This window comes from Streptomyces flaveolus, assembly GCF_044765825.1.
Classification (GTDB): domain Bacteria; phylum Actinomycetota; class Actinomycetes; order Streptomycetales; family Streptomycetaceae; genus Streptomyces; species Streptomyces flaveolus.
Genome location: NZ_JBIWKU010000016.1, coordinates 21,075 through 45,506, shown reverse-complemented (window position 1 = coordinate 45,506; position 24,432 = coordinate 21,075). Strand labels below are relative to the sequence as shown.

At 72.7% G+C, this 24,432-nt stretch carries 21 protein-coding genes; 11 read left to right on the top strand and 10 right to left on the bottom strand.

What is annotated here, in order from left to right:
• Positions 1 to 40: 40 nt before the first annotated feature.
• Positions 41 to 985 (bottom strand): SCO0930 family lipoprotein, encoded by a 945-nt coding sequence (locus ACIRG6_RS34525; protein ID WP_350721796.1) that lies wholly within the window; start codon positions 983 to 985, stop codon positions 41 to 43.
• Between the two features lie 775 nt (positions 986 to 1,760).
• On the opposite strand from ACIRG6_RS34525, the gene ACIRG6_RS34520 reads away from it, so the two are divergent.
• Positions 1,761 to 1,892, top strand: a complete 132-nt coding sequence (locus tag ACIRG6_RS34520) for a hypothetical protein (RefSeq protein WP_290439796.1) — start codon at positions 1,761 to 1,763, stop codon at positions 1,890 to 1,892.
• 16 nt (positions 1,893 to 1,908) lie between these two features.
• Positions 1,909 to 2,673, top strand: coding sequence for a bestrophin-like domain (locus tag ACIRG6_RS34515; protein WP_364682310.1), 765 nt, complete (start codon positions 1,909 to 1,911; stop codon positions 2,671 to 2,673).
• Between the two features lie 257 nt (positions 2,674 to 2,930).
• Here ACIRG6_RS34515 and ACIRG6_RS34510 read toward each other — a convergent pair whose 3' ends face one another.
• Positions 2,931 to 3,377 (bottom strand): hypothetical protein, encoded by a 447-nt coding sequence (locus ACIRG6_RS34510; protein WP_364682308.1) that lies wholly within the window; start codon positions 3,375 to 3,377, stop codon positions 2,931 to 2,933.
• Positions 3,378 to 3,707: 330 nt separating this feature from the next.
• On the opposite strand from ACIRG6_RS34510, the gene ACIRG6_RS34505 reads away from it, so the two are divergent.
• A complete protein-coding gene (locus ACIRG6_RS34505; protein WP_364682306.1) occupies positions 3,708 to 4,376 on the top strand; it encodes a class F sortase in 669 nt (222 codons plus the stop codon).
• Between the two features lie 30 nt (positions 4,377 to 4,406).
• On the opposite strand, the gene ACIRG6_RS34500 is transcribed toward ACIRG6_RS34505, so the two are convergent.
• Positions 4,407 to 5,243: a polysaccharide deacetylase family protein gene (locus ACIRG6_RS34500; RefSeq protein WP_403325655.1), complete on the bottom strand. Its 837-nt coding sequence runs from the start codon at positions 5,241 to 5,243 to the stop codon at positions 4,407 to 4,409.
• 164 nt (positions 5,244 to 5,407) lie between these two features.
• On the opposite strand from ACIRG6_RS34500, the gene ACIRG6_RS34495 reads away from it, so the two are divergent.
• Both ACIRG6_RS34495 and ACIRG6_RS34490 read left to right on the top strand, forming a co-directional pair.
• Positions 5,408 to 5,869: a universal stress protein gene (locus ACIRG6_RS34495; RefSeq protein ID WP_161166106.1), complete on the top strand. Its 462-nt coding sequence runs from the start codon at positions 5,408 to 5,410 to the stop codon at positions 5,867 to 5,869.
• Between the two features lie 102 nt (positions 5,870 to 5,971).
• Positions 5,972 to 7,384, top strand: a complete 1,413-nt coding sequence (locus ACIRG6_RS34490) for an amino acid permease (protein WP_364682302.1) — start codon at positions 5,972 to 5,974, stop codon at positions 7,382 to 7,384.
• Here ACIRG6_RS34490 and ACIRG6_RS34485 read toward each other — a convergent pair.
• Positions 7,381 to 8,196, bottom strand: a complete 816-nt coding sequence (locus tag ACIRG6_RS34485) for an alpha/beta fold hydrolase (protein WP_318215561.1) — start codon at positions 8,194 to 8,196, stop codon at positions 7,381 to 7,383. The two genes, ACIRG6_RS34490 and ACIRG6_RS34485, sit on opposite strands and share 4 nt — an antisense overlap.
• Positions 8,197 to 8,253: 57 nt before the next feature.
• Here ACIRG6_RS34485 and ACIRG6_RS34480 point away from each other — a divergent pair, with 57 nt between their 5' ends.
• On the top strand, positions 8,254 to 8,727 hold the full coding sequence (locus tag ACIRG6_RS34480) for a MarR family winged helix-turn-helix transcriptional regulator (RefSeq protein WP_318215560.1): 474 nt from the start codon (positions 8,254 to 8,256) through the stop codon (positions 8,725 to 8,727).
• A 24-nt stretch (positions 8,728 to 8,751) separates the two neighbouring features.
• Here the strand turns inward: ACIRG6_RS34480 and ACIRG6_RS34475 are convergent, their stop codons facing one another.
• Positions 8,752 to 9,906: a CapA family protein gene (locus ACIRG6_RS34475; protein ID WP_403325650.1), complete on the bottom strand. Its 1,155-nt coding sequence runs from the start codon at positions 9,904 to 9,906 to the stop codon at positions 8,752 to 8,754.
• 243 nt (positions 9,907 to 10,149) lie between these two features.
• On the opposite strand from ACIRG6_RS34475, the gene ACIRG6_RS34470 reads away from it, so the two are divergent.
• The 3 genes from ACIRG6_RS34470 to ACIRG6_RS34460 all read left to right on the top strand — a co-directional run bounded on the left by ACIRG6_RS34470 (position 10,150) and on the right by ACIRG6_RS34460 (position 12,169).
• Positions 10,150 to 10,695 carry a sigma-70 family RNA polymerase sigma factor gene (locus ACIRG6_RS34470; RefSeq protein WP_318216402.1) on the top strand — a complete coding sequence of 182 codons (546 nt, stop codon included), beginning with the start codon at positions 10,150 to 10,152 and terminating at the stop codon, positions 10,693 to 10,695.
• A 141-nt stretch (positions 10,696 to 10,836) separates the two neighbouring features.
• Positions 10,837 to 11,352, top strand: a complete 516-nt coding sequence (locus ACIRG6_RS34465; RefSeq protein ID WP_364682297.1) for a hypothetical protein — start codon at positions 10,837 to 10,839, stop codon at positions 11,350 to 11,352.
• 166 nt (positions 11,353 to 11,518) lie between these two features.
• Entirely contained in the window at positions 11,519 to 12,169 is a 651-nt protein-coding gene (locus ACIRG6_RS34460; protein ID WP_364682295.1) for a zf-HC2 domain-containing protein, read from the top strand.
• A 268-nt stretch (positions 12,170 to 12,437) separates the two neighbouring features.
• On the opposite strand, the gene ACIRG6_RS34455 is transcribed toward ACIRG6_RS34460, so the two are convergent.
• Together ACIRG6_RS34455 and ACIRG6_RS34450 are read right to left on the bottom strand one after the other, a co-directional pair.
• A complete protein-coding gene (locus ACIRG6_RS34455; RefSeq protein WP_318215555.1) occupies positions 12,438 to 13,301 on the bottom strand; it encodes an Fpg/Nei family DNA glycosylase in 864 nt (287 codons plus the stop codon).
• Between the two features lie 64 nt (positions 13,302 to 13,365).
• Positions 13,366 to 15,477 (bottom strand): SpoIIE family protein phosphatase, encoded by a 2,112-nt coding sequence (locus tag ACIRG6_RS34450; protein ID WP_365023254.1) that lies wholly within the window; start codon positions 15,475 to 15,477, stop codon positions 13,366 to 13,368.
• Positions 15,478 to 15,594: 117 nt separating this feature from the next.
• On the opposite strand from ACIRG6_RS34450, the gene ACIRG6_RS34445 reads away from it, so the two are divergent.
• Together ACIRG6_RS34445 and ACIRG6_RS34440 are read left to right on the top strand one after the other, a co-directional pair.
• A complete protein-coding gene (locus tag ACIRG6_RS34445) occupies positions 15,595 to 17,016 on the top strand; it encodes a lipase maturation factor family protein (protein WP_364824533.1) in 1,422 nt (473 codons plus the stop codon).
• Between the two features lie 288 nt (positions 17,017 to 17,304).
• Positions 17,305 to 18,006: a FadR/GntR family transcriptional regulator gene (locus ACIRG6_RS34440; RefSeq protein ID WP_364682288.1), complete on the top strand. Its 702-nt coding sequence runs from the start codon at positions 17,305 to 17,307 to the stop codon at positions 18,004 to 18,006.
• Between the two features lie 19 nt (positions 18,007 to 18,025).
• On the opposite strand, the gene ACIRG6_RS34435 is transcribed toward ACIRG6_RS34440, so the two are convergent.
• From ACIRG6_RS34435 to ACIRG6_RS34425, 3 genes are read right to left on the bottom strand one after another with little or no spacing between them, the layout of a single operon-like run.
• Positions 18,026 to 21,046 (bottom strand): alpha-mannosidase, encoded by a 3,021-nt coding sequence (locus ACIRG6_RS34435; protein ID WP_403325644.1) that lies wholly within the window; start codon positions 21,044 to 21,046, stop codon positions 18,026 to 18,028.
• Between the two features lie 32 nt (positions 21,047 to 21,078).
• Complete coding sequence (locus ACIRG6_RS34430) at positions 21,079 to 23,115, bottom strand: endo-beta-N-acetylglucosaminidase (RefSeq protein WP_403325641.1); 2,037 nt, start codon at positions 23,113 to 23,115, stop codon at positions 21,079 to 21,081.
• Positions 23,112 to 24,398, bottom strand: coding sequence for a glycoside hydrolase 5 family protein (locus ACIRG6_RS34425; RefSeq protein ID WP_364682282.1), 1,287 nt, complete (start codon positions 24,396 to 24,398; stop codon positions 23,112 to 23,114). Before ACIRG6_RS34425 ends, ACIRG6_RS34430 begins: the two co-directional genes overlap by 4 nt.
• Between the last annotated feature and the right edge of the window lie 34 nt (positions 24,399 to 24,432).

Genomic DNA, 24,432 nt, shown 5'->3' with positions numbered 1-24,432 from the left:
CCGCCTGGACACGGAGGGGACGGCCCTGGGGAGGGTGCCGTCACTTCTCGGGCGCGCCGACCGGCTTTCCGTCGGGTGCGACGGCGTACCAGGTGCCGCCGACGCCCTGGCCATTGGTGTCGCCGGCCTTCTTGTCACCCGCGAAGGTGTAGATCGGCCAGCAGTTGACCGTCTGCTGCGCGGCGCCGTCGGGCCGGGTGAAGCTCATCAGGCCCTTCTTCACGACGCCCTTGGTGTCGTTCGCCTCCACGGGGGCCACGACCGGCCACTTCTCCAGGCAGGCCCCGGTGCACGCGGAGACCGGCTTCGGCCACGCCTCGTCCTTCATGAAGCGGTAGACGGTCATGCCGTTCTTGTCGACGACGATCTCGCCGAGCTGGGGATCGTTGCGGGTGGACAGTCCCGCCAGGTCGGCGGCCTTGGCCTTCTTGCCGTCGGGGGCGAGCGCGTACCACTTGCCGCCGACGCCCTGACCCTTGACCTCCCCGACGGCGTCCTTGGCGTAGCGGTACGCCGGCCAGCCGCCGATGGTCAGCTGCTTGGTGCCGTCGGCGCGGGTGACCTCGCCGAGCAGCGACTTGTCGATGCCCTCGCCGGCGATGGCGTCGTCCGCGGCCACCGGCGGCCAGGCCGTGGCGCAGTCGGCCTCGCACGTCGTCTTGGGCGGCTGGGCGGTGTCCTGGTCGAACCGGTAGAGGGTGCGGCCGCTGCCGTCGGTCACGAGCTCGCCGAGTTCGGCGTTCGCGGAGACGGACAACTTGCCGGCGGAGACGGGCGGAGCCGCGGAGGCCTGGCCGCCCTTCGCGCCGAGGCCGTCGCCGAGCCCGGCTCCGGCGCCGATGGTGCTGAGGTCTCCGGGGGCGGCCGTGGCACCCACGTTCTGGCTGCCCGTGGCGCTGCCGCCGTCCTGACCGCAGGCCGTCGTCAGCGCCAGCACCGCCGCAGCGCTCGCCACGAGTGAGGCGCTCCGCCAGGAGGTCTTCATCGTCAATCCCCGATCATCGCAAAGGTGTTGCGGCGCCCTGCTGCGCCGCCGCACGACACTGGGTACGCACGCCGACGCGGGTTGTGTTCAACCGGGGCGCGGAATTCTTTCCGGCCAGGGCCCGGCCGTCGTGGGAGAGGACAGTCCGCCCCACGCCTCCTCGTACTCGCGTACGGATCCGCGTGCGGGCGACGTGCCGCTGGTCAAACCGCCTGCCGGCCCATATCCCTCGTTCGGGGCAATCACCGGCTTCTCCCGCGTGGCACCGCGCGCCAAGCCCGATGATCTCGTCGTGCATGGACCCGAACCGACCCGATCCGCCGTAGCCGGCCGGGTGTTGGCCCTGGTGACGCTGACGTTCACCCTCGTCGGCACACCAGTAGGCACGGCACAGGCCGACGCCTGTGCGTGGGCCTCGACCGGCCCGGACGGCACCGAGGCGGTGGCGGTCGCCGGGAGCGTCTCCTGGACCGACTTCCCACCGTGCCCGGAGCCCACGCCCCCGCCTCCGCCTCCACCCACGCCCGCCCCGACGCCACCGCCGCCTCCCCCACCGCCACCGCCTCCGAAGCCCACGCCCCCACCACCGCCCGCGCCGAAACCCCCGCCACCACCCGCCCCGAAACCCGAGCCGCCGCCTCCGCCGCCCCCGCGCCCGGCACCGGCCCGTCCGACGCCCGCACCGACGCCCACACCGACGCCGCCGCCGGTCCGGCCCGCGGCTCCCGCGCCGGCCCCGTCGGCGACTCCGGCGCCCCGCCCGTCACTGACCCCGGTGCACTACCCGCGGTACCGCACCGCCCGGGTGCAGCAGCGGTCCTCCCGCGGGGCCACCTCACCCCTCGTCTTCGTCCTGCTCATCACGGTGCCCGCGGTGGTGGCCGTCGCCGCGCTGCGCGCGCGCTGATCCCTGGAGGCTTCCCTTGCCGGAATGGCTTGTTCTCATCCTCGCGATGCTGGCCGCGTGCGCCGTCGTCGTCATCGTCACCCTCCTGCGGCACCGCACAGCGTCCGACGACGAGGACCCCAGCGAGACACCGGACGTCATCGAGTACATGACGATGTGGATCGGTGTGGTGTACGCCATCGTCCTGGGCCTGGCCATCGCCGGTGTCTGGGAGGCGCGCAGCGCCGCCCAGGACCACGTGCAGGCGGAGGCCGTCGCGCTGCACGAGGTCTCCGAGCGTGTCCGGGTCTATCCGCCCGATGTCCGCGACCGCATCCGGGAGGATGTCAACGCCTATGTCGGACACGTCGTCACGACCGAGTGGAAGTCCATGGCCGACGACGGCCAGGTCACCGAGCGCGGCACCGAGCTCCTCGACAAGGTCCGCGCGGACGTCACCGACTACGAACCGAGGTCGGACTTCGAGGCCCAGGCCTACCAGCCGCTCGTCGACCAGGTGGCCGCCGCGGACCAGGCCCGTACCTCCCGGGCGGAGTCGACGGGGGCCACGATGCCGGGCGTGGTGTGGTTCGGGCTCATCGCCGGTGCCGTCGTCACCATCGGCATGGTCTTCGCCCTGCAGATCCGGCGCACCACACGGGAACTGGTCCTCGCCGGGCTGTTCTCCGCGCTGATCGCCTTCCTGCTCTTCCTGATCTGGGACTTCGACGCGCCCTACAGCCGCGGGGTCGCGGCGTCGACGGAGCCGTTCCTGAGCCTCTTCCCGGGTATCAAGGGCTGACGGGCCCCGCACGGGCCGCCCCCGCCGCCGGTACACGGGGGCGGCCCTCGTCCGTGCCGACACGCCGTCACCGTTTCCCGGCCGCCGCGGCGCCGTCCCCCGGGCGGCCCACACCCCCCCATTTCGCGCGACTGAGATCGCGCCCACGAGCAGGGCCTCCGGTCCCGGTCGACCCGCGCCTGCGCCGACAGGTGCGTGCGCGAGCAGGCCCGGCACGGTGTACCAGGTGTCGTTCACCTGTGCTCGGTGGAGGCGGGTCAGATCCGGCGCTCGGACCGGCGGCGCATCCAGAACAGGCCTGCGCCGGTGACGGCCGCGGTCACGAGCCCGCTGCCGATCGCGGTGTCCGTCGGCGTGGCCCCGCTCGAGCTGCTGCCGCCGAGACCGCCGTGGACACCGCCGATGGGGCGGGTCGGCGTCCGGCCCGAGCAGGTGTCCGTGATGTCGCAGGACCCGGGCCGGGCGTGGTTCCCGCTGGTGGCGGTGCCCCTGGAGGTCTCGCCGAACTCGTCCGAGGTCGTCGTCCCGTCCTGCGGGCAGCCGTCGACCGTGACGGTCATCTGCCCGCCGCGCGCGATGACGCTGGGCAGGGCGCCGATGTTGCTCAGCGTGTTGTGGTCGCCGCCGGCGGTGGCCGCGGGGGCGGCCATCCCGAGAACGGCGACCGCGGCACCCGCGGCCGCCAGGGCACGAAAGTTGCGCATGTCATCCTCCGCGGAAGACGCCCCGGGACCCGTGCCCGGTCGATCGGCGAGAAAGCGCCTCCCTGAAAGACCATCAGTTACCGTGCCCACAAGCGCATTTCGGGAATGGTCCGTCCTGGTGAGAGGGCATACCGGGCCGGAACCGGCGAGTGGACGTCGCCGCAGGTCACGGACCGTCAGAAAATTCGGCCCGGCGTGTCCCGGATGGCTCACCGACGGGTGCGGGCGCCACCCGTTCGCATGCGCCCCGTCGCCGCTCGGAGGCACCGCGCTTAGCGTGCTCGTATGCGCGAATGACGCGGCGACGGCCGGGTCGAGAGGGGATGGCGAATGTACGGGTCCGAGGAACTGGCCGAAGAGGAGGAGCGGCGGAGGAAGCGCGCTCCCTGGGGTGTGCTGGCGCTGATTCTGCTGACCGGGCTCGCGCTCATTCGCAACGGCTCGGGGGAGTTCGACGTGGGCCCGCCGCAACCCGCTTCGGCGGCCGCCTCGGACACCCGCGTCGCCGGTGGGGAGAACGCCGTCGTGGGCCCCGCCCCGCTGGCGTACGCGGTCCCCGACCGGGTCGCGATCCCCGCGATCCAGGTCGACGCGCCGATCATGCCGGTCGGTCTGGACGCGGACGGCTGGGTCGCGGCGCCGCCGCCCGAGGACCCGGATCTGGCCGGCTGGTTCACCGGCGCGGTGTCCCCCGGGGAAAAGGGCACCGCGGTGGTGGTCGGCCATGTCGACAACACCCAGGGCCCGGCCGTCTTCTACGGGCTCGGGGCGCTGAAAAAGGGAAACAGGATCGAGGTGTCCCGCCAGGACGGAAAGACCGCGGTGTTCGAGATCTACGGCATCGAGGTGTTCGAGAAGGACGATTTCCCCGGCGACCGGGTCTACGCCTCCAAGGGCACTCCCGAATTGCGGGTCATCACCTGCGGCGGCGGTTTCACCAAGCAGAACGGCTACGACGGGAACGTCGTCGCTTTCGCCCGCCTGGTCGAGGTCCGCTGAACGGACCCGGCCGGGCGGGCGCGGCGCGCGTCACACGTGCTGCCGCCGGGGGACGGTGAGGTGGTAGCCGGAGTCCAGCAGCTGCGGCAGATAGGAACGCAGGGCGCGCACGGTCTGCGAACGGTTGCCCCCGGCGTCGTGCGAGAGCACCACGACGCCGGGGGCGGCGCCGTCCTCGACCCGGTCGATGATCGTGGCGGTGCCGGGGGTGGTCCAGTCGAGGGAGTCGACGGTCCAGGCGAGGGGTTCCATGCCGAGTTCGGCGCCGAGCTGGAAGGCCGCGCGGTTCCACGCCCCGTAGGGCGCGCGGAACCAGCGGGGCGCCTCGCCGTAGGCCTTCTCGATGATCTCGCAGGTGCGTTCCATCTCGGTGCGGATGCGGCTCCGGTTGAGCTTGGTCAGCAGGGGGTGGGACCAGGTGTGGTTGCCGACCACGTGCCCCTCGTCGGCCATCCGGGACAGCAGGTCCTTGTTGTGGTCGGCCATCTCCCCGCACACGAAGAACGTCGCGCGTACGTCGTACTCCGCCAGCGTGTCCAGGATGCTGGGCGTGTAGTGGGCGTCGGGTCCGTCGTCGAAGGTGAGCATCATGGTGCGACCCCGGCCGGACATGCGCAGGATCGGCTCGCTGCGCACCGCGGGCCGCTGGGGTCCGGCCACGGGCGTGCCGTATCCGGTCAGGGGCTGGAGGCGGTAGGCGGAGGGCATGAGCGGGCGCCGCGCCTGGGCGCCCGCGGCGGGAGCGGCCGGCCGGGCCGGCCCGTGGTCCCGGCCCACCGCGAGCACTCCGGCCGTACCGGCCGCTCCGACCGCCGCGGCACCGGCGAGCAGGGCGCGGCGCCGCGTGAGCAACTGATCCTTCTTCATGACTCATCACTCGCCCGGACAGGGGCCGACGCCCCTGAACGACACCGGTGCGGCGGCACGGAACCACCCGACCGGCCCAGTGCGCGCGCCTGGTCGCGCCGCTCGCCCCGGGACGGGGAGCGGCCGGGGACGGACGGATCCGGGGGTTCCGATAACCTCGCCGCGTGACGCAACAGCACTCCCATCAGTTCGAACGGGGCACGGACGGACCGAAGGTCATCGTGGTCGGGGTGGACGGCTCCGACTCCTCGCTCCGCGCGGCGGCCTACGCCGGCGGTCTGGCCCGGCGGCAGCGTGCGCTGCTCGCCGTGGTGTACGTGCAGCCGGTGCTGGCGGCGGGGGCGGCGCTGGGCGCGCCGGTGGCGGACACGACCGACGAGATCGCCGAGGACCTGGTGGCCCAGATCCGGGCGGCGACGGAGCGGTCCAAGGGGATATTCGACGTGCGCTGGGAGTTCCACACCTTCCGCGGCGATCCCTACAACGGCCTGGTGAAGGCGGCCGACGAGCTGCGGGCGGACGCCGTGGTCGTGGGGGCGTCCGAGCAGGCCGGGCACCGGATCGTCGGCTCGGTCGCGGTGCGGCTGGTGAAGGCGGGGCGCTGGCCGGTGACCGTGGTGCCGTGACACCGGTCGGCCCGGTGCGTGCGTCGTGCCTTCCGTCGGGGACGTGAGTGAGCCATCATGATCCACCGTCAGCCGTTTGCCGATCACAAAGAGGTGAGGCGCATGGCCGGATTCCGCATGGGCGAGGGCGTTCTCCGCCGCAAACCCATCGAGCACATCGAGGACACCGAGGCCGGGCAGGGCCCCGGCCTGGAGCGGAGCCTGGGGTTGTGGCAGCTGACGGCCATCGGCGTGGGCGGCATCATCGGTGCCGGCATCTTCACGCTGGCCGGCACCGTGGCCAACGGCACCGCGGGCCCGGCGGTCCTGATCTCGTTCCTCATCGCGGGCGTCGCGAGCGCGGCGGCGGCGCTGTCGTACGCGGAGTTCGCCGGGCTGATCCCGAAGGCGGGTTCGGCCTACACCTACGGCTACGCGGTGCTCGGCGAGCTGGTCGGCTGGTTCATCGGCTGGGACCTGCTGCTGGAGTACACGGCGATCGTGGCGGTCGTCGCGATCGGCATCTCCGGCTACTTCAGCTTCCTGATCGGCGAGATGGGGGCCGACCTGCCGAACTGGATGCTGGGGGCGCCGGGCACCGGCGACGGGCACAAGGTCGACCTGTTCGCGGCGGTGCTGTGCCTGCTGATCGCCTACCTGCTGACGCTCGGCATCAAGAACGCGGCCCGCTTCGAGATGGTCGTGGTCGTGCTGAAGGTGCTGGTGGTCCTGCTGGTCATCGGCGTCGGCGTCTTCCACATCAACACCGCGAACTACCACCCGTTCTTCCCGTTCGGGGTCGGCGGGGCCTTCACGGGCGCGGCGACGGTGTTCTTCGCGGTCTTCGGGTACGACGCCATGTCGACGGCGGCCGAGGAGTCGAAGGACGCCCAGCGGCACATGCCGAAGGCGATCATCTATTCGCTGATCATCTCGATGGTGCTGTACGTGGCGGCCTGTCTGGTGCTGACCGGCATGCAGAACTACAAGGACATCGACCCCGAGAGCGGCTTCTCGACGGCGTTCAAGTCAGTGGGGCTCAGTGGTCTGGCCGACGTCATCGCGGTGGGCGCGATCATCGGCATCCTCACGGTCATGTTCACCTTCATGCTGGGTGTCACCCGCGTGTGGTTCAGCATGAGCCGGGACGGGCTGCTGCCCAAGTGGTTCGCCAAGACGCACCCGACGCGGCACGTGCCGACCCGGGTCACCTGGATCGTCGGGGCCGCGTCGGCCTTGATCGCCGGGTTCCTGCCGATCGGCGAGGCGGCCGAGCTGACCAACATCGGCATCCTGCTGGCGTTCGTGGTCGTGTGCGCGGCGGTGATCGTGCTGCGCTACCGGCAGCCGGACCTGCCGCGCACCTTCCGTACGCCCTGGATGCCGTTCGTGCCGGCGCTGGGCATCGTCTTCTCGATCTGGCTGATCACGTTCCTGCAGTGGCAGACCTGGGTGCGCTTCGCCGTGTGGTTCGTGATCGGCCTGGTGATCTACTTCGGCTACTCCTACCGGAGGTCGGAGCTGGCGGGCCGTTAGAGTCCGCGCAGGAAGCCGAGCAGGATCCGGTTGAACTCCTCGGGGCGTTCCATGTTCGGGTAGTGCGCGGTGCCCTCGACGGTCACGGAACGGCCGTCCCGTACCGTGCGGGCGAACCGTTCCGCCTCCGCGATCAGGTCCGGGGCGTCGAGGGCGCCGTTGACGGTGAGGACCGGGACGTCGATCTTCGGGACGCGGGCCCAGGTGCCGGTCAGGGGGACGTGCCGGTTCTCCTCGTCGGGCGTGTGCTTGGCGAGGGTGCCGAGGGCCATCTCCCGGATCCGGCGCAGGATGTCCGGGTCGACGTCCTCGCTCGTGCGGTGCTCGCCGGGTACGAAGCGCAGGAACGCGGTGAGCCAGCCCTCGATGTCACCGGCGGCGAGGGCCCTGCCCTGCTCGGCCTGGACTGCGCGGACCCAGGGGTCGGTGTACGCGAACTCGCTGGTGGCCGCTCCGCACGCGACGACCGCGCGGACCAGCTCCGGGTACTCCAGCACGGTGTCGGTGGCGATGGCCCCGCCCATCGAGACGCCGACGAGCACCGCGGGGCCCGTGTCGAGGTGGCGGAGCAGGGCGGCGAGGTCGTCGGCCCAGCGGAACGGCTCGGTGGCGTTGGCCGAGGAGCCGTGGCCGCGGACGTCGGGCGCGATCACACGGTGGGTGGCGGCCAGGGCCGGGATCTGGGCGTCGAAGACCCGGTGGTCGGCGAATCCGGAGTGCAGCAGGACGACCGGGTCGCCCGTGCCGGTGTCGCGGTAGGCGAGGTCGCCGTCGGCGGAGGTGAAGAAGCGCAGATCTGAAGCACCAATCATGACAACCAAGGTGTCATTCTGGCCGAGATTTGGCAACCAGGGTGTCATCATGGCGGGATGGACGACACCGCCGCTCCCCTCCCTCCGGACGACCTCGGCCACCGCCTGACCGAGGTCTACGACCTGGTCGGCCCCCTCTACCGGCGTGCCCAGCGCAGCGTCGAGCAGGGCCTGGCCCACGACGGCGTCTCCGTCGGCGTCCGCGCCGTACTGACCCTGCTGCACCGGGGCGGGCCGATGACCGTGCCGCAGATGGGCCGGGCGCAGGCGATCAGCCGCCAGTTCGTGCAGCGCATGGTGAACGACGCGGTGGCCCGCGGCCTGGTGGAGAGCATCCCGAACCCCGCCCACCGCCGGTCGTCACTGATCCGGCTCACCGAGGCGGGCCGGAGCACGATCACCGACGTCCTCGACCGAGAGCACGCCGTGCTCCGCGCGGTCGGCGGCGGCCTCACGGCGGCCGACGTGACGGCCTGCCTGCGCGTACTCGGCGAGATGCTGCACGCCCTCGACCACGTCGACGTCGGCTGACCCCACGGGGGTGACCGGCCGGCGCTACTCCCCCATCACCAGCCCGTCCTCGGCGGCGCCCCGGCTGAGCACGACGTCCCGGATGCGGTCGCGCACGGCACGCACCTCGGCGCCCTTCTCCAGGGCCCGGTTGAGGTTCACCACCCGGCCGGCGTCGACGTCGAAGAGCTGGGGGACGAACTCGGCCTTCGTGACCCGCCAGCGCTCGCCGGGACGGGCGGGCGGGGCGAAGGTGAAGCGGCCGATGCTCGACTGGTTGCCGCGCGGATCGCGCTCGCCGTCGTTGTTGATCATCTCATTGGCGATCTGGTCGCCCATCCCGTAGATCACCCAGGTGCCGTTGACCTTCTCGTACGCCTGCGGGACATGGGCGTGGGTGCCGAGGATCAGGTCGATGGCGGGGCGGTCGCCGCTGCGGGCGGCGGTCAGGCTGTCGGCCAGGGCCACCTGCTCGTCGTCGGGCTCGTCCTGCCACTCGGTGCCCCAGTGCAGGGACACGACGACGACGTCGGCGCCGGCCTTCCGGGCGACCCGCGCGTCCGTGACGATCCGGTCCTCGTCGATCAGCTGGACCGCCCACGGCTGCCCCTGCGGCGCCGGGCGGCCGTTGGTGTCGAAGGTGTAGGCGAGGTGGGCGACCCGGGCCCCGCCCGCGCGCAGGATCGTCGTGGTGCGTGCCTCGTCCTCGGTGCGGGCGGACCCGGCGTGCCGCACGCCGGCGCGGTCGAGCGCGTCCAGGGTGTGCCGGATGCCGTCCGCGCCGTCGTCGAAGGTGTGGTTGGAGGCGGTGGAGCAGCCGTCGTAGCCGGTGGCGGCCAGGCCCGCCGCCACCTCGGGCGGGGACTTGAACAGGGGGTAGCCGCTGTAGTCGCCGTTCGCGCCGTACACCGTCTCCATGTGGCACAGGGCGAGATCGGCCGGCGCGACGACGGGCTTCGCGCCGGCGAGCATGGGGCGGAAGTCGTAGCCGGTGCCGCCCGCGTCGAAGCGCGCCCGCTCGATGATCGCGTCGTGCGGCAGGACGTCACCGGAGGCGACGAACGTGAAGGAACCGGTGGGGGCGGCGGACGGGGCGGGGGCCGGTCGCGCCGGCGGCTCGTGATCGCGGGCCTGGCAGGCCGCGCCCGCGGTGAGGAGGACGGTCAGGGCCAGGGCCACCTGCCGACTGCGTGTGATCATCCGTTCACTCCGCTGTGGTCGCATGCACGAGGGAAAATCACATTTACACACAAATAGGTAGCGAGACGGATGCTGTCACAGCGGGCTCCGACACGCCCATTAGCCCGTCCGGTGTGCGCGAAAGGGTGGGCGAAGAGGGTGCGCCGACCGTTCGTCGGACCGTTCACCGACGCGATCGACCGTCCGTCGCAGACCCGTGCGCGCGCCCTGTCCCCGCACGGGACCCTGCGGTGCCATACGGCCATGACGGCCGGAATCACCCTCCCCGACGCGACGACCGCCGAGCACGAGCTCGCCGCACTCCAGCGCGAGCACGGCCGGCCGCTCTTCGCGCTGCTCCTGCGCCTCAGCGACGGCGACCGCCAGCGCGCCGAGGACCTCGTGCAGGAGACGCTGGTGCGCGCCTGGCAGCACCCCGAGGCACTGCGCGCCGATGCCTTCGACTCGGTACGGCCCTGGCTGCTCACCGTGGCCCGGCGGCTGGCGATCGACGCGCGCCGGGCCCGGCAGGCGCGGCCGGCCGAGGTCGGCGACGCGGTGCTGGAGAACGCGCCGGTCTGCGCCGACCACGCCGAACGGGCCGCCGCCGCCCTCGATGTGCGGGAGGCTGTGAAGACACTCACTCCGGAACACCGTGAAGTCCTGGTGCTGGTGTACTTCCAGGGGGCGAGTGTGGCGGAAGCCGCGACAGCCCTCGGCATCCCGCCCGGTACCGTGAAGTCCCGCGCGTACTACGCGCTGCGCGCCCTGCGCAGGGTGCTCCCGGGATACGCCGCCGACCTGCGGTGAAACCGGCCCATTGGTCAAGCCTCCGTAAAGCGCCTTGCCGTGGACCCCGGTTGAGTAATCGGCTGTCCTCATCCGTGTTCCGGACGGGGGCCCATGACCCGGGTCGGGCGACGCGCACGCACCGGAGGAAGGCAGGAAGGGATGCTGCACAGAGGTCAAGAGAGCACGGACGGCACGGGCGGCGGCGAACTGACCGTCCCGATGGCTTGGCTGTACGCCGAGTACATCGCCGACGAGCTGCTGCGGACCGGCGACCTGATGCCGCCGACATCCTTCGAGTTCCGCGCCGGACGCGACGCGCTGGCGCTGACCGTCTTCCTGTCCGACACCGAGAACGAGCTGAGCGGCATCCGGGTCGTCACCCGGCTGGAGACCTGGCTGTCCCTGACGGCGTACGACCAGCCGTGGCACGAGTGGGTGCGCGAGCGGCTGGCCGAGGTCACGGCCGACGCCGTCGCCGCCGGCCGGCACTCGCCGGACCTGGAGCTGGCCCGGGCGGCCTGGCGCTGGCTCCAGGAGACCGAACTGCTCGCCCCGGACCTGAACGCGGTGCCCGGCGGCGCCCCGGGCGCCGGCGAGGACGAGGGACCGAAGGTGTGGACCCCGGCCTGGCAACTGGGGCTGCCGCTCGGCCACCTCGCCATCCATCTCTTCTAGGCGTCACCTCGCGCAGTTTCCTCGCGCACGGACCAATCCACGGGCTCGGCCGCTCCGAACCCGTTGGTGGCGATTCCGTGTGTGGCTTGAGTGATTCGGCTGCCCGGTGCGTACCGGTGGGAGCAAGGAGTAACCCCACCCGCACCCGACGGCACGAGGATTCGGCATGAGGTCCCTGGAAAGGCATCGCGACGTCGGCGCCTACGCGCTCGGCGTGCTGGACGAGGCGGACGCGTTCCGCTTCGAGGACCACCTCATGGAATGCCCCCGGTGCGCGACGCAGGTGACGGAATTCGGCCCCGCCGCCCGCCAGTTGATGCTGTACCGGCAGGCGACGCCACGCCTCGTCCACCCCCTGACCCGGCCCGGACCCAAGCTGCTGGACCGCCTGCTGTCGGAGGTCGCGGCGCGCCACCGGGCCGGCCGCCGGCGACTGCTGTACGCCGTGGCCGCGGCCGTGGTGTGCGCCGTGGCCGGCCCCGCCCTCGCGCTCCACGCGCAGCAGGACGCGCCGGGTCTGCGCGTCACCGCGACCGACGAGCGGACGGGGGTGTGGGCGCAGCTCACGGCCGAGGACGAGGCCTGGGGCAGCGACGTGGAGCTCGAGGTCAAGGACGGGGCGGGACCGCGTTCCTGCCGGCTCGTCGCCGTCGGCCGCGACGGGACCGAGGAGACGGTCACCACCTGGAGCGTCCCGGGTCACGACGCCCGGCCGAACACCATGCGGGGCGGCGCGGCACTGCGTCCCGGCCAGACCGCCCGCTACGAGGTGCGGACCGTGGAAGGGGAGCACCTGGTGACCCTCCCCGTCGGATGAGCGCTCACCGCGCGGCGAGGGTCTCGTGCCGACGGGCGAAGGCGGCGGCTACGGCGTCCGGGGTGTCGAGTGCGGCGGTCCGGACGGGGGTGCGGTCGGGTACGGGCGGGCTGCGGCATCGGTCTGCATACGGCGGGCCTCCTCGCCGTGGGCTCGGTCACGTTCCCTCCGCCCTTCCGTGCCCACGCGCCCCGTGACGCCCTGCGGGACTTTCGTCCCTTTCAGTCGGGAATGTCGCGATGCACCCATTTCGCGCCTGCCGGGCCGGCTACTTGAGCAGCCTCGACAGCCTCCGGTCCGCGAGCGGTTTGCCGCCGGTCTGGCAGGTCGGGCAGTACTGGAGGGAGGAGTCGCTGAAGGAGACCTCCCGCACCGTGTCGCCGCAGACCGGGCAGGGCTCGCCGGTGCGGCCGTGGACGCGCAGACCGCTCTTCTTCTCGGCCTTGAGCCGGCCGGCCGCCAGCCCCCGGGAGCGTTCGACCGCCTCGGTCAGCGTGGTGCGCAGCGCCGTGTACAGCCGTGCGGTCTCCTCGTCGGTGAGCGACGCCGCCAGTTTGAAGGGCGACATCTTCGCGGCGTGCAGGATCTCGTCGCTGTACGCGTTGCCCACGCCCGCGATCAGGCTCTGGTCGCGCAGGGCGCCCTTGAGCTGTCGTCGCTCGCCGGCGAGGAGGGCGGCGAAGCGTGCCTCGTCGAAGTCGTCGGCGAGCGGGTCCGGGCCGAGCCGGGCCACGCCCGGCACCTGCTGCGGGTCGGACACGACGTACACCGCGAGCCGCTTCTGCGTGCCCGCCTCGGTCAGGTCGAAGCCCGCGCCGGTGTCCAGCGCGACGCGCAGGGCCAGGGGGCCCTTGCCGGGCCGGGGCATGCCGTCGGGGAGGCTGTCCTTCCAGTGCAGCCAGCCCGCCCGGGCCAGATGGGTCACCAGATGGAGGCCGCCGGCGGTCTCGATGCCGAGGAACTTGCCGTACCGGTGCACGGCGGCCACCTGGTGGCCCTCCAGGGCGGTGGGCGCAGGGTCGTACGTCTTCAGGACGCTGATCGCCACGGGCAGCACCCGGACGATCTCGCGGCCGTCGAGGTGCTCGGTCAGGAAGTCCCTGAGCGCCTCGACCTCGGGCAGTTCGGGCATGTGTCCAGAGTGCCACCCGGGACCGACGATGCCGGTCGTGGCACGCGCCCCGGACTGTGCGGCATCAGGCGTGATCACCCGTCGTCGGCCGTCGGCCGTGGGGCATCACGAACTCCGCCCACACGACCTTGCCGCTGCCGCGCGCCTCCACGCCCCACGCGTCCGCGAGGGTGTCGACCAGGCGCAGCCCCCGCCCGGAGACCCCGCAGTCCCCGGGGTCGCGGCGGCGCGGCAGGGCGCTGGAGGTGTCCTCGACCTCGACGCGCAGCCGGCGGTCGGTGCCGGAGAGGAACCGCAGGGTGACGATCGCGGAGCCCTCGGTGTGCATGAGGGCGTTGGTCATCAGCTCGTCGGCGACCAGTTCGATCGAGTCGGCGTGGTCCTCGTCGCCCCAGGCGCGGACCGCGGCACGGATCATGTGCCGGGCCTCGGTGAGGGCCTCGGGGTCGCCGGGGGCGACGTGCTGACGGACCCGGCCGCCGATGCGGGGCGTGTCCGGGGCGCGGCGGCGCAGCACGAGCAGGGCCACGTCGTCGTCGCCGCCGCGCTGCTCGGCCGCCTCGATCAGCCGGTCGGCGAGTTTCCGTACGTCCTGCGGACCGGCGGCGACCAGCTCGGTGAGGGCGCGCATCCCGTCGTCGAGGTCGGCGCCGGGCTCCTCGACCAGGCCGTCGGTGCACAGCAGCAGGGTGTTGCCCGGGTCCAGCTCGATGGTGCCGACTGGGTAGGCGAGGCGCCCGAACTCGGCGGACAGACCGAGCGGCAGCCCGCCCTCCACGGGTATGCGGCGGCACTTGCCGTCGCCGTGCCGCAGCAGCGGGTCGAGGTGCCCGGCGCGGACCACCTGGACCACTCCGGTGGTCAGGTCGGCCTCCGCGTACAGGCAGGTCGCGAAGCGGTCGGTGTCGAGCTCGTGGAGGAAGGCGGAGGCCCGCGCCATCACGGTGGCCGGGGGGTGGCCCTCGGCGGCGTAGGCGCGCAGCACGATGCGGAGCTGGCCCATGACGGCGGCGGCGTGCGTGTCGTGGCCCTGGACGTCGCCGATGACGGCGCCGACGCGTCCGCCGGGCAGCGGGATCAGGTCGTACCAGTCGCCGCCGATGTCGCGGCCGAAGGCGCCGCCGATGGTGGCGGCGCGGTAGCGGACGGCGACGTCGCAGCCGGGGACGCTGGGGATGGTGCGCGGCAGCAGGGCCTGCTGCAGGCTCTCGGCGAGGTCCATCTCCTGCTCGTAGAGCATGGCCCGCTGGAGGCTCTGCGCGATGCTGCTGCCGAGCGCGACGAGCACGTTGCGGTCCTCGGGCGAGAAGCCGTACCGGTCGCTGTAGAGCAGGCCGATGGCGCCGATCGGCTGGGCCTGTGCGATCAGCGGCAGATAGGCCGCCGAGGTGACGTGCAGACCGGTGAGGTGCGGCCACAGCACCGGATAGCGCTCCGCGAACTCCTGCGGTGACTCGATGAAGCGCGGGCTGAGCGTCCGGACGGCCTCGCTCATCGGGTAGTCCTCGCCGACGCCGGTGACGCGGGTGCCGTGGACGAAGCTGCCGTCCGGCCCCTCGGCGACCAGCAGGATGCGGTCGGCCTCCACCAGGCCCATGACGACGCTGGTGGCACCCAGATGGGTGAGGCCCTGGGTGTCCTTGAGGGCGTCGATGACCTCGTCCACGGTGCGCGCGTGCGCCAGGGCCGCCGTGGTGAGCTGCACGACGTTGGTCTGCTGCCGGCGGGCCTCGTCCAGGTCGGCCTGCTCGCGGCGGGCCTCGATGTCGCCGAGTTCCTGGGTCGCGTCGCGGAGGATGCCGATGATGCGGCGGGGGCGGCCGGTCTCGTCGCGGCGGATGTAGCCCTGGGTGTGGGCCCAGTGCAGGGTGCCGTCGCGGCGGCGCATGCGGAAGTAGGTGCCGTAGTTCTCGCTGCCGTCCTTCATCGCCTGGGCGACCAGGGCGTCCAGGCGGTGGCCCTCGGCCGTCGGGACGCGGACCGACAGGGACTCGGGGCGGCCGTCGTACTCGTCCGGGCGCAGGTCGAACACCTCGTGCGCCTGGGCGTCCATGTGGAACAGCCCGGAGTCCAGGTCCCAGTCGAAGCTCCCCATGCGGTTGAGCGCCAGGATCGGGTCCGGGTGGGCGGGCCAGTCGTCCGGGAGTGACAGGGCGCTCGCTCCCCGATCAACCATGCGCCCCACCTTGCCAGGATTTGCCCGATTATTCGACTCCGGATCCGCTGCCCGGAGGCCGGAAGGGACGCCGGGTGGCCGGGGTACCCGGAGCGAGGCACGAGAGGAGCGCGAGCCGTGGAGTGGTTCACCGCACCCGACTACTGGCTGACCCGGCTGGTCTTCCAGCGGGCCCTGGCCGTCATGTACCTGGTCGCCTTCTTGACGGCGGCCCTGCAGTTCCGCGCGCTGATCGGCGAGCGCGGCATGCTGCCGGTGCCCCGGTTCGTCGAGCGGGTCCCGTTCAAACGGGCGCCGAGCCTGTTCCAGCTGCGCTACTCGGACCGCTTCTTCGCGGGCTGCGTCTGGGCGGGCTGCGCGGTGTCGGCGGCGCTGGTGGCGGGCCTGGACTCGCTGCTGCCGCTGTGGGGGGCCATGCTCCTGTGGCTGGTGCCGTGGGCGCTGTACCTGTCGGTCGTCAACGTCGGGCAGACCTGGTACTCGTTCGGCTGGGAGTCGCTGCTGCTCGAAACGGGGTTCCTCGCCGTCTTCCTCGGCAACGAGGAGGTGGCCCCGCCGGTCGTCGTGCTGTTCCTGCTGCGCTGGCTGCTGTTCCGCGTCGAGTTCGGGGCGGGGCTGATCAAGATGCGCGGCGACGAGTGCTGGCGGAAGCTGACGTGTCTGGACCACCACCACGAGACCCAGCCGATGCCGGGCCCGCTGAGCTGGTTCTTCCACCACCTGCCCCGGCCGCTGCACCGCGTGGAGGTGGCCGCGAACCACGTCACGCAGTTGGTGGTGCCGTTCCTGCTGTTCACTCCGCAGCCCGTCGCGACGGCCGCCGCGGCACTCATGATCGTCACCCAGCTGTGGCTGGTGCTGTCGGGCAACTTCGCCTGGCTGAACTGGATCACCATCGTGCTGGCGCTGTCGGCGATCCGGTTCCCGGCGCATCCGCCGTCCGTGCCCGACGCTCCGCTGTGGTACGTGGTCGTGGTCCTCGCGGTGGCGGCGCTGCTGGTCTTCCTCAGCCACCGGCCGGTGCTCAACATGATCTCCCGCCGGCAGGTGATGAACCGGTCCTTCGACCCGCTCCACCTGGTCAACACCTACGGTGCCTTCGGCAGCGTCAGCCGGGTCCGCTACGAGGTGGTGATCGAGGGCACCGCCGACGAGGCCGCCCGCCAGGACTCGGACTGGCGGGAGTACGAGTTCAAGGGCAAGCCCGGTGATCCGCGGCACTGGCCGCGCCAGTTCGCGCCGTACCATCTGCGGCTGGACTGGCTGATGTGGTTCGCCGCGCTGTCGCCGTCGTACGCCGGGCCGTGGTTCGGCGTCCTGGTGGAACGGCTGCTGGAGAACGACCGGGCGACGCTGAAGCTGCTGCGCCGCTCCCCGTTCCCGCCCGACGCCCCGCCGCGTTTCGTGCGCGCCCGCCTCTTCCGCTACCGGTACACGACCTGGCGCGAGCTGCGGGAGACGGGCGCGTGCTGGGAGCGGACGTACGTCCGGGAGTTCCTGCCGCCGACCCGGCTGGTGGGAGTGACCCAGCGGGCGTAGGACCACCGTCACGACGGCTCCGCGGCCGGCACGGGTACATCCCGCGGGAGCAGACCGGTCTCCTTCAGCTCCTGCCGGAACGCGGCCGGCACCCCGTCCTCCAGCCGGTCGGGCGGAGGTCGGGGACACGCGGCTCCTCCAGGGCTGGGCGGGCCAGGTGTCGCCTATTTATCAGACCACTTGAGAGAGGAAACAGCCAACGGGCCGCGATTTCCGCACTCCGACTCATATTGGTCGGACCACAACGGTGATTAGACTGCGGCGCACCCCGGCGACTGGAGGAACGGCGTGGACGAGACGGCCCCGCGCAAGGGCACGGTGACCGCGCGCGCCATCGAGCGGATCAAGGCCATGATCGCGGAGGGCCTGCTGGAGCCGGGGCAGCGGCTGCCGACGGAACGGGAGCTCGCCGCGCAGTCGGGGATCTCCCGCAGTTCCATGCGGGAGGCGATCCGCGCGCTGACGGCGCTGGGCGTGCTGGAGGCCCGGCACGGCTCGGGCATCTACGTGACACGGCTGGAGGCCGGCGACCTGCTGGAGACGTTCGGCGTGGTGGCCGATCTGTCGCGCGGCACGCGGACGGTGGAGCTGCTGGAGGTCCGCCGGGTCCTGGAGTCGGCGGCGACGGCGCTGGCCGCGGCCCGGATCACACCGGAGCGGCTGGCCGAGGTCGAGAGGCATCTGCTGGCGATGGACGCCACCGACGACCCGGAGGAGCTCCTCGCCCACGATCTGGCCTTCCACCGGGAGATCGTCGCCGCGGCCGGCAACGAGACCATGGCCGCGATCCTGGAGGGCCTGTCCTCGCGCACCTTCCGGGACCGGGTCCGGCGGGGTCACCACGACGAGGGTGCCTTCGACCGCACCCGCCGCGAGCACGCCGCGATCCACCGCGCCCTGGCCGCCCGCGATCCGGAGGCGGCCAGGGCGGCGGCGGCAGCGCACGTCGGTGCGGTGGAGGAGTGGCTGCGGGCCCGGCTCGCGGAGTGAACCGGGCCCGCCGGTGCCGTCAGGCGCGCTTCAGCCGCAGGGTCATGAGCTCGAACGGCCGCAGCCGTACGGCGATCCTGCCGCCGTCCAGCCGGGGTGCCTGCGCATCCGCGAGCGGGCGCTCCAGCAGGTCGGTCACCTGGACGTCCGTGGCCGCGAACCCGGTGGTGAGCGTGGCGCGGGCCCGGCCGCCGTGGGCCTCGTGGAAACGGACGACCAGGTCCCCGCTGCCGTCGTCGGCCAGTTTGACGGCGGTCACCACGACCGCGTCCTGATCGACCGCCACCAGCGGCGCGACCTCCCCGGCACCGGTGGCGCGCCGCTCCGGCAGGTTGATCCGCCAGCCCTCGCGCACGGCGTCACCGATGTCCGCGCCGGGCACCAGCGCGTGCCGGAAGCGGTGCACGCCCTGGTCGGTCTCGGGGTCGGGGAAGCGCGGGGCGCGCAGCAGGGACACGCGGACCGTGGTGGTCGTACCGCGGTCGCCGTCGGTGCGGACGGTACGGGTCACGTCGTGGCCGTACGTCGAGTCGTTGACGACGGCGACGCCCCAGCCGGGCTCCTCCAGGTGGACGAAGCGGTGGTTGCAGGCCTCGAACTTGGCGGCCTCCCAGCTGGTGTTGGTGTGGGTGGGCCGGTGGAAGTGTCCGAACTGGGTCTCCGAGGCGTACCGTTCGGCGTGCACGTCGAGGGGGAAGGCGAGCTTGAGGAACTTCTCCGTCTCGTGCCAGTCGACCTCGGTGTCCACGTCCAGCCGCCGCTCCCCCGGCGCCAGCGTCAGTACCTGGATGACGCGGGAGGAGCCGAAGGAGCGGAAGATCCGCACCGAGGCGCCGTCGCCGCCGGGGGCGACCTCGTCCGCGTCGGTGAGGTCGGTGACCGTGTTGCGGTAGAACGCGTCGACGTCCCAGGCGTCCCACATGTTGGGGAAGTCGGGGTGGAGCTGGAGCAGGTTGCCCGCCCCGCCCGGCGCGATGGTCTCGCGGTCGGCGCCGAGGTCGTAGGCCGACACGATCAGGCCGCGTGCGTCGATCTCGACGCGCAGCAGGCCGTTGTCGAGGACGTGGCCGCCGTCGGGGCGGGGGGTGAGGTCGGTGCGGCCCTCGGTGGCGGGCGCGGCGGCGGCGCCGGCCGGGACGCCGGTGCGGGTGTGCGGGGCGGAGTTGAAGACGAGCGGGGTGTCGCCCTCGCCGGCGAGGGCGCGCTGGGCCGCTTCGACGATGTCGTTCAGCTCGGCGGCGACGCGGTCGTACGTGGCGCGTGCCTCGCGGTGCACCCAGGCGATGGAGGAGCCGGGCAGGATGTCGTGGAACTGGTGCAGCAGCACCGTCTTCCAGATGCGGTCCAGGTCCTCGTACGGGTAGGGGAATCCGGCGCGCACGGCGGCCGTGGCCGCCCACAGCTCGGCCTCTCGCAGAAGGTGTTCGCTGCGCCGGTTGCCCTGCTTGGTCTTGGCCTGGCTGGTGAGGGTGGCACGGTGGAGTTCGAGGTAGAGCTCGCCGACCCACACGGGCGGCTGCGGGTTCTCGGCCTCGGCCTTCTCGAAGAAGGCCCCCGGGGTCTCCCACTCGACCGTCGCCGAGCCTTCGAGGTCGCGCAGCCGGGCGGCCTTGGCGACCATCTCGCGGGTGGTGCCGCCGCCGCCGTCGCCCCAGCCGGTGGGGGCGAGCGAGTGCCGGGCGACTCCCTTGTCCTTGAAGTTGCGGGCGGCGTGTGCGATCTCGCTGCCCTTCATGGAGCAGTTGTAGGTGTCGACCGGCGGGAAGTGCGTGAAGATCCGGGTGCCGTCGATGCCCTCCCAGCGGAAGGTGTGGTGCGGGAACTTGTTCGTCTGCGACCAGGAGATCTTCTGCGTCAGCAGGTACTTGGCACCGGCCGCCTTGATGATCTGCGGCAGTCCGGCGGCGAAGCCGAAGGTGTCCGGGAGCCACGCCTCGTCGTTCTCGACGCCGAACTCGTCCAGGAAGAACCGCTTGCCGTGCACGAACTGCCGGGCCATCGCCTCCGAGCCGGGCATGTTGGTGTCCGACTCCACCCACATGCCGCCGGCCGGCACGAACCGCCCGTCCGCGACCGCCTTCTTGACCCGCGCCCACACCTCGGGCCGGTGGTCGCGCACCCACGCCCACTGCTGGGCCTGCGACATGGCGAAGACGAAGTCCGGCTCGTCCTCCAGGAGCGCCGTCATGTTGGAGGTGGTGCGGGCGACCTTGCGCACGGTCTCGCGCAGCGGCCACAGCCACGCCGAGTCGATGTGCGCGTGGCCGACGGCGCTGATGCGGTGCGCGGAGGGGACGGCGGGGGCGGACAGCACCCCGGTGAGGCGGGAACGGGCCTGTTCCGCCGTGCCGCCCACGTCCTGGAGGTCGATGGCGTCCAGGGCCTTGTCGACCGCGCGCAGGATCTCCCAGCGGCGCGGTGACTCCACGGGCAGCTCGGCCATCAGCTCGCCGAGCACCTCCAGGTCGAGCACGAGGTTCCACACCGTCTCGTCGAGGACGGCGAGGTCCATGCGGGCGAGGGTGTACTGCGGTTCGCTGCCCGCGGTGTCCTTGTCGCCGAGCCGCGTGGGCACGAAGGGGTGGTAGTCGAGGATGACGGGGTTGGAGGCGGCCTCGACGTGCAGGCGGACCTCCTCGCCGCCCTCGACGGGGGCGCCGATCCGCACCCACTGGTTGCGCGGGTTGAGGCCCTTCACCGGGGTGCCGTCGGGGCGGTAGACCAGGCCCTCGCACTGGAAGCCGGGCATGTTCTCGTCGAAGCCGAGGTCGAGGATCGCCTCGACGGTCTTCCCGGCCCACTCCTTCGGCACGGTGCCGGTGACCCGGAACCAGCTGGTGCCCCAGGGCGCGCCCCAGCGGGCGCCCACCTCGATGGGCTCGGGTGCGGCCGCGAGTCCCTCCTCGACCGGGACGGGCTCGCCGGGCGCGTGCCAGACCGCCACGTCCAGGGGCACGGACTCGGGGTACACGGCGGGGCGGACGCGCTCGTCGAGGACGCGCTTGAGCCGGGCTTCGACCAGGCTGCGGTCGTCATGCATGCGGGGTGCTCCGTGGTTGGTGGGGCGGGTGATTACCAGGGGTGGGTCACGGTGACGGGGGCGGACGTGGTGTACAGCTCCCCCACGGCGCGCACTTCGAACCGTGCGGTGCGCTCGCCCTGCTCGGGGGCGAGACCGCCGGCGAACCAGGCGCGCTGGCAGGTGCCGCCGAGGAAGCGGCGGGTGCCGTCGGGGAGCACGCGGTGGAGGGTGTAGTGGCGCACGTCGTCGCCGTGGGGGTGGTTCCAGGCGAACCGCAGGTCGCCGCCGTGCGCGGCGGTGATCCGCGGGGCGGTGGGAGCCGCGGGCGCCTTCGGTGCGGCCTTGCGGACGGCGAGGCCGCCCACCCGCCACCGCACGGGACTGTCGGACGCCGTGAGCCGCACGCCGATCGCGTGCAGCGTGCCGGACAGCCCGGTGAGGGGCACGGTCACCGTCTCCCAGCCGTTGACCGACTTCACAGCCCGCGCGGCCGTCACGGGTATCAGGCGGTACGGCGGTGCCGCGCCCGGTGCACCGGCCTCGGCGGTGGCGACGGCGAGTTCGAGGTTCACGGCGCCCGCGTCCGTGCGGTGCGTCAGCTCGACCACCGTGTCGGCGCCCAGCCGCAGCCGTGTCGCGTACAGGTCCAGCACGGCCGGTTGATCGAGTTCACCCTCGACCAGCACGCTGCTGCCGCCGCGCCACGCGTCGGCGAAGTCGAAGGTGACCGCCGGACGCGTGCCCTCCGTCCGCACCACCCAGCGCCGCGACGGCAGCCGGTCCTGGAGTCCGAGGTGGTTCCACGGCGTGTCCGAGGTGGCGGCGCCCCGCTCGTACCAGCGCAGGCCGTGCCCGGTGTTGAACGAGGTAGCGAACGGCAGCGACGTGACGGTGGACCGGTCGGCGACCGACACAGCGGGCGCCCGCCACGGATCCGCGCTGTCCGGCCGTGACGGGTCGAGCGACGCCCCCGTCCAGAAGCGGTCGTCGGCGGCGTGGAAGTCCCCCGGCGTCCGCTGGTCCTCGGGGAGGTGGTTGCGGGTCCACTCGGGCCGGTACAGGCCGACCGAGGTGACGTGCGCGCGGTCCCGCGGCACGATCGCGTCCCAGCTCTCGGACGTGTTCCAGCCGTTCGCCTCGACGTCCACCCCGGCCCACAGCTCGTACCGGCCGCGGCCCAGCGCCTCGGCCCGCGCCCCGGAGGAGGCGAGGCGGTCGGCCGTCCAGCGGAAGTCGACGAACATGTCGTCGGCGGCCTCGAAGAACGCCTGGTTCCGGTCGTTGAGCGCGCCCTGCCAGCTGACCGCGCCGTCCACGGTCATCGAGTCGTACCAGGTCACCCGCTGACCCTTGGCCGCGGCGAGGGCCTTGAGCTCCCGCAGGAAGCCCCGCATGTCCGCGCCGAGCGCGGCGTCCCCTCCTCCGGTCTCGGCGTTCACGAACCAGCCGTCGAAGCCGTACGCGTCGGCGACCGCGACCAGTTGCGCGGCGAGCGGGAAACGCCCGGCGGGGTCCTTCTGCACCAGGTCGCGGGTCCAGCGCAGCTGTCCGCCGTAGGCGACGGGCGGCAGGAAGACGTTGCCGAGGACGGGTACGCCGTGGCGGTGCGCGGCGTCGACGACCGGCGCGTTCGGGGCGAGGATCAGTCCTTCGCCCGAGGAGCCGCCCCAGAAGACGAGTTCGTCGACGTACGCCCAGTGGGTGAGGGCGTAGTGGTCGGCGGTGGCGGAGCCCTGTGAGGGGTTGCCCGCGGTCGGCCCGAAGGAGACCAGGGACTGGATGCGGGCCTGCCCGGCGCGGGCCGTGGCGTTCGCGGGCGTCGGCGTGAAGCGGTCGGCGAGCGGTACGGACGCGGTGTTGAAGGCGAGGTCGGGGTCGTCGGCCGCGCGCCACGCCTTCAGACTGCGCCAGGTGATGCCGTCGCCCGGGGTGCCGGCGGGCAGCGAGTCGGGGAACCAGTAGGCGGCGTACGGCTGGAGGGCCTCGGCGGCCTTCGGCGCGGCGGCCGCGGCACCGGTGGTGGGGAGGGCGGGCCACAGCGCGGCGGCGGCGCCGGCCAGCAGGACGGTGCGTCGGGTGGGGGTCACGAGCGGGTGCCTCCTTGGCGGACGTGGGGTCCGTGCGGGGTGGGGAGTACCTGGTCGGGAGTGACGACCTCGGTGATGCCGCGCGCCGCGAGGTGCCCGGTGTCGGCGGCGCGCGTGTCGAGGACGGTGGTGGGACGGGCGCCGTCGGCGACCAGCCGGAAGAAGGCGTCGAAGACGGCGCCGCCGGGGGCGCAGGCCGAGCGCGCGGAGGGGTCGGCCGGGACGGCCAGCGCGGTGGTGCGCGGGGCGGGGGCCGGGTGTGCTCCCTCGCGTGCCGCGAGGGCCGCACGGGCCAGCACCCGTGCGGTGTCCTTCGGGCGGCGGTCGTTGGTGAGCAGCCCGAGCCCGTACTCCAGCTCGGGGAAGTCGGCCAGCGCCCGGGACACGTCGTGGGAGCACCACCAGGTGACGCCCCACAGGTCCGGGCAGTCCAGGGCGTTGGTGACCGTGGCCTCGGTGAAGGCGGCGGCGTGCTCGGCGGGGACGAGGGGCGCGGGGGCGCCGACCTCCTGGAGCCAGACCGGGCGGTGCGGGTCGTCGGCCCACGCCTTGCTCAGCTCGATCAGGTAGGCGGCGTGGTGTTCGCTGGGCACGGAGGTGCGGCCGTGGCGCTGGGCGGTGCCGTTGAAGACCCAGGAGTGCACGGCCGTCACGCTGCCCCGCCGGGCGGCCTGGGCCGGGGTGAAGGGCTGGTCGTCCTGGTACCAGGTCGCGTCGTATTCGGCGTGCAGGTGCATACGGCCCGGGGCGCCCTCCTCGCAGGCGGCGAGCATCCGCTCCAGCCAGGCGTCGATCTGGTCGCCGGTGGCGCGGTCCGGGTCGGGGTGGGGTCCGGCGGAGAACTGGTTGACCTCGTTGCCGAGGGTCATGCCGAGGAAGTTGGACCGGCCGGCGAGCGCGGCGGCGAGGGTGCGCAGGTAGGCGGCCTGCCCGTCGAGGACCTCGGGGTCGGTGAACAGATTGCGGCGGTGCCAGGTGCGGGTCCAGGCCGGCAGGAAGTCGAAGCTGCTCAGGTGCCCTTGGAGGCCGTCCACGTTGACGTCGAGGCCGCGTTCGCCGGCCGCGTCGACCAGCTCCACCAGGTGCTCGACCGCGCGCTCGCGGATCAGGGCGCGGTTGGGCTGGAAGTAGGGCCACAGCGGGAAGACCCGGACGTGGTCCACGCCCAGTGCGGCGACGGAGTCGAGGTCGGCGCGCACGGAGTCGAGGTCGAAGTCGAGCCAGTGGTGGAACCATCCCTGGCTCGGGGTGTAGTTGACGCCGAAGCGCACGGCAGAAGGCATGCGGTGTCCTTGCTACGGGGACGTACGGGCAGGT

What these genes read in the sequence shown, in the direction of transcription:
- ACIRG6_RS34525 (WP_350721796.1), bottom strand. Translation starts at nt 985, where the DNA reads ATGAAGACCTCCTGGCGGAGCGCCTCACTCGTGGCGAGCGCTGCGGCG.
- ACIRG6_RS34510 (WP_364682308.1), bottom strand. Translation starts at nt 3,377, where the DNA reads ATGCGCAACTTTCGTGCCCTGGCGGCCGCGGGTGCCGCGGTCGCCGTT.
- ACIRG6_RS34505 (WP_364682306.1), top strand. Translation starts at nt 3,708, where the DNA reads ATGTACGGGTCCGAGGAACTGGCCGAAGAGGAGGAGCGGCGGAGGAAG.
- ACIRG6_RS34500 (WP_403325655.1), bottom strand. Translation starts at nt 5,243, where the DNA reads ATGAAGAAGGATCAGTTGCTCACGCGGCGCCGCGCCCTGCTCGCCGGT.
- ACIRG6_RS34490 (WP_364682302.1), top strand. Translation starts at nt 5,972, where the DNA reads ATGGCCGGATTCCGCATGGGCGAGGGCGTTCTCCGCCGCAAACCCATC.
- ACIRG6_RS34485 (WP_318215561.1), bottom strand. Translation starts at nt 8,196, where the DNA reads ATGATTGGTGCTTCAGATCTGCGCTTCTTCACCTCCGCCGACGGCGAC.
- ACIRG6_RS34480 (WP_318215560.1), top strand. Translation starts at nt 8,254, where the DNA reads ATGGACGACACCGCCGCTCCCCTCCCTCCGGACGACCTCGGCCACCGC.
- ACIRG6_RS34475 (WP_403325650.1), bottom strand. Translation starts at nt 9,906, where the DNA reads ATGATCACACGCAGTCGGCAGGTGGCCCTGGCCCTGACCGTCCTCCTC.
- ACIRG6_RS34470 (WP_318216402.1), top strand. Translation starts at nt 10,150, where the DNA reads ATGACGGCCGGAATCACCCTCCCCGACGCGACGACCGCCGAGCACGAG.
- ACIRG6_RS34465 (WP_364682297.1), top strand. Translation starts at nt 10,837, where the DNA reads ATGCTGCACAGAGGTCAAGAGAGCACGGACGGCACGGGCGGCGGCGAA.
- ACIRG6_RS34460 (WP_364682295.1), top strand. Translation starts at nt 11,519, where the DNA reads ATGAGGTCCCTGGAAAGGCATCGCGACGTCGGCGCCTACGCGCTCGGC.
- ACIRG6_RS34455 (WP_318215555.1), bottom strand. Translation starts at nt 13,301, where the DNA reads ATGCCCGAACTGCCCGAGGTCGAGGCGCTCAGGGACTTCCTGACCGAG.
- ACIRG6_RS34450 (WP_365023254.1), bottom strand. Translation starts at nt 15,477, where the DNA reads ATGGTTGATCGGGGAGCGAGCGCCCTGTCACTCCCGGACGACTGGCCC.
- ACIRG6_RS34435 (WP_403325644.1), bottom strand. Translation starts at nt 21,046, where the DNA reads ATGCATGACGACCGCAGCCTGGTCGAAGCCCGGCTCAAGCGCGTCCTC.
- ACIRG6_RS34425 (WP_364682282.1), bottom strand. Translation starts at nt 24,398, where the DNA reads ATGCCTTCTGCCGTGCGCTTCGGCGTCAACTACACCCCGAGCCAGGGA.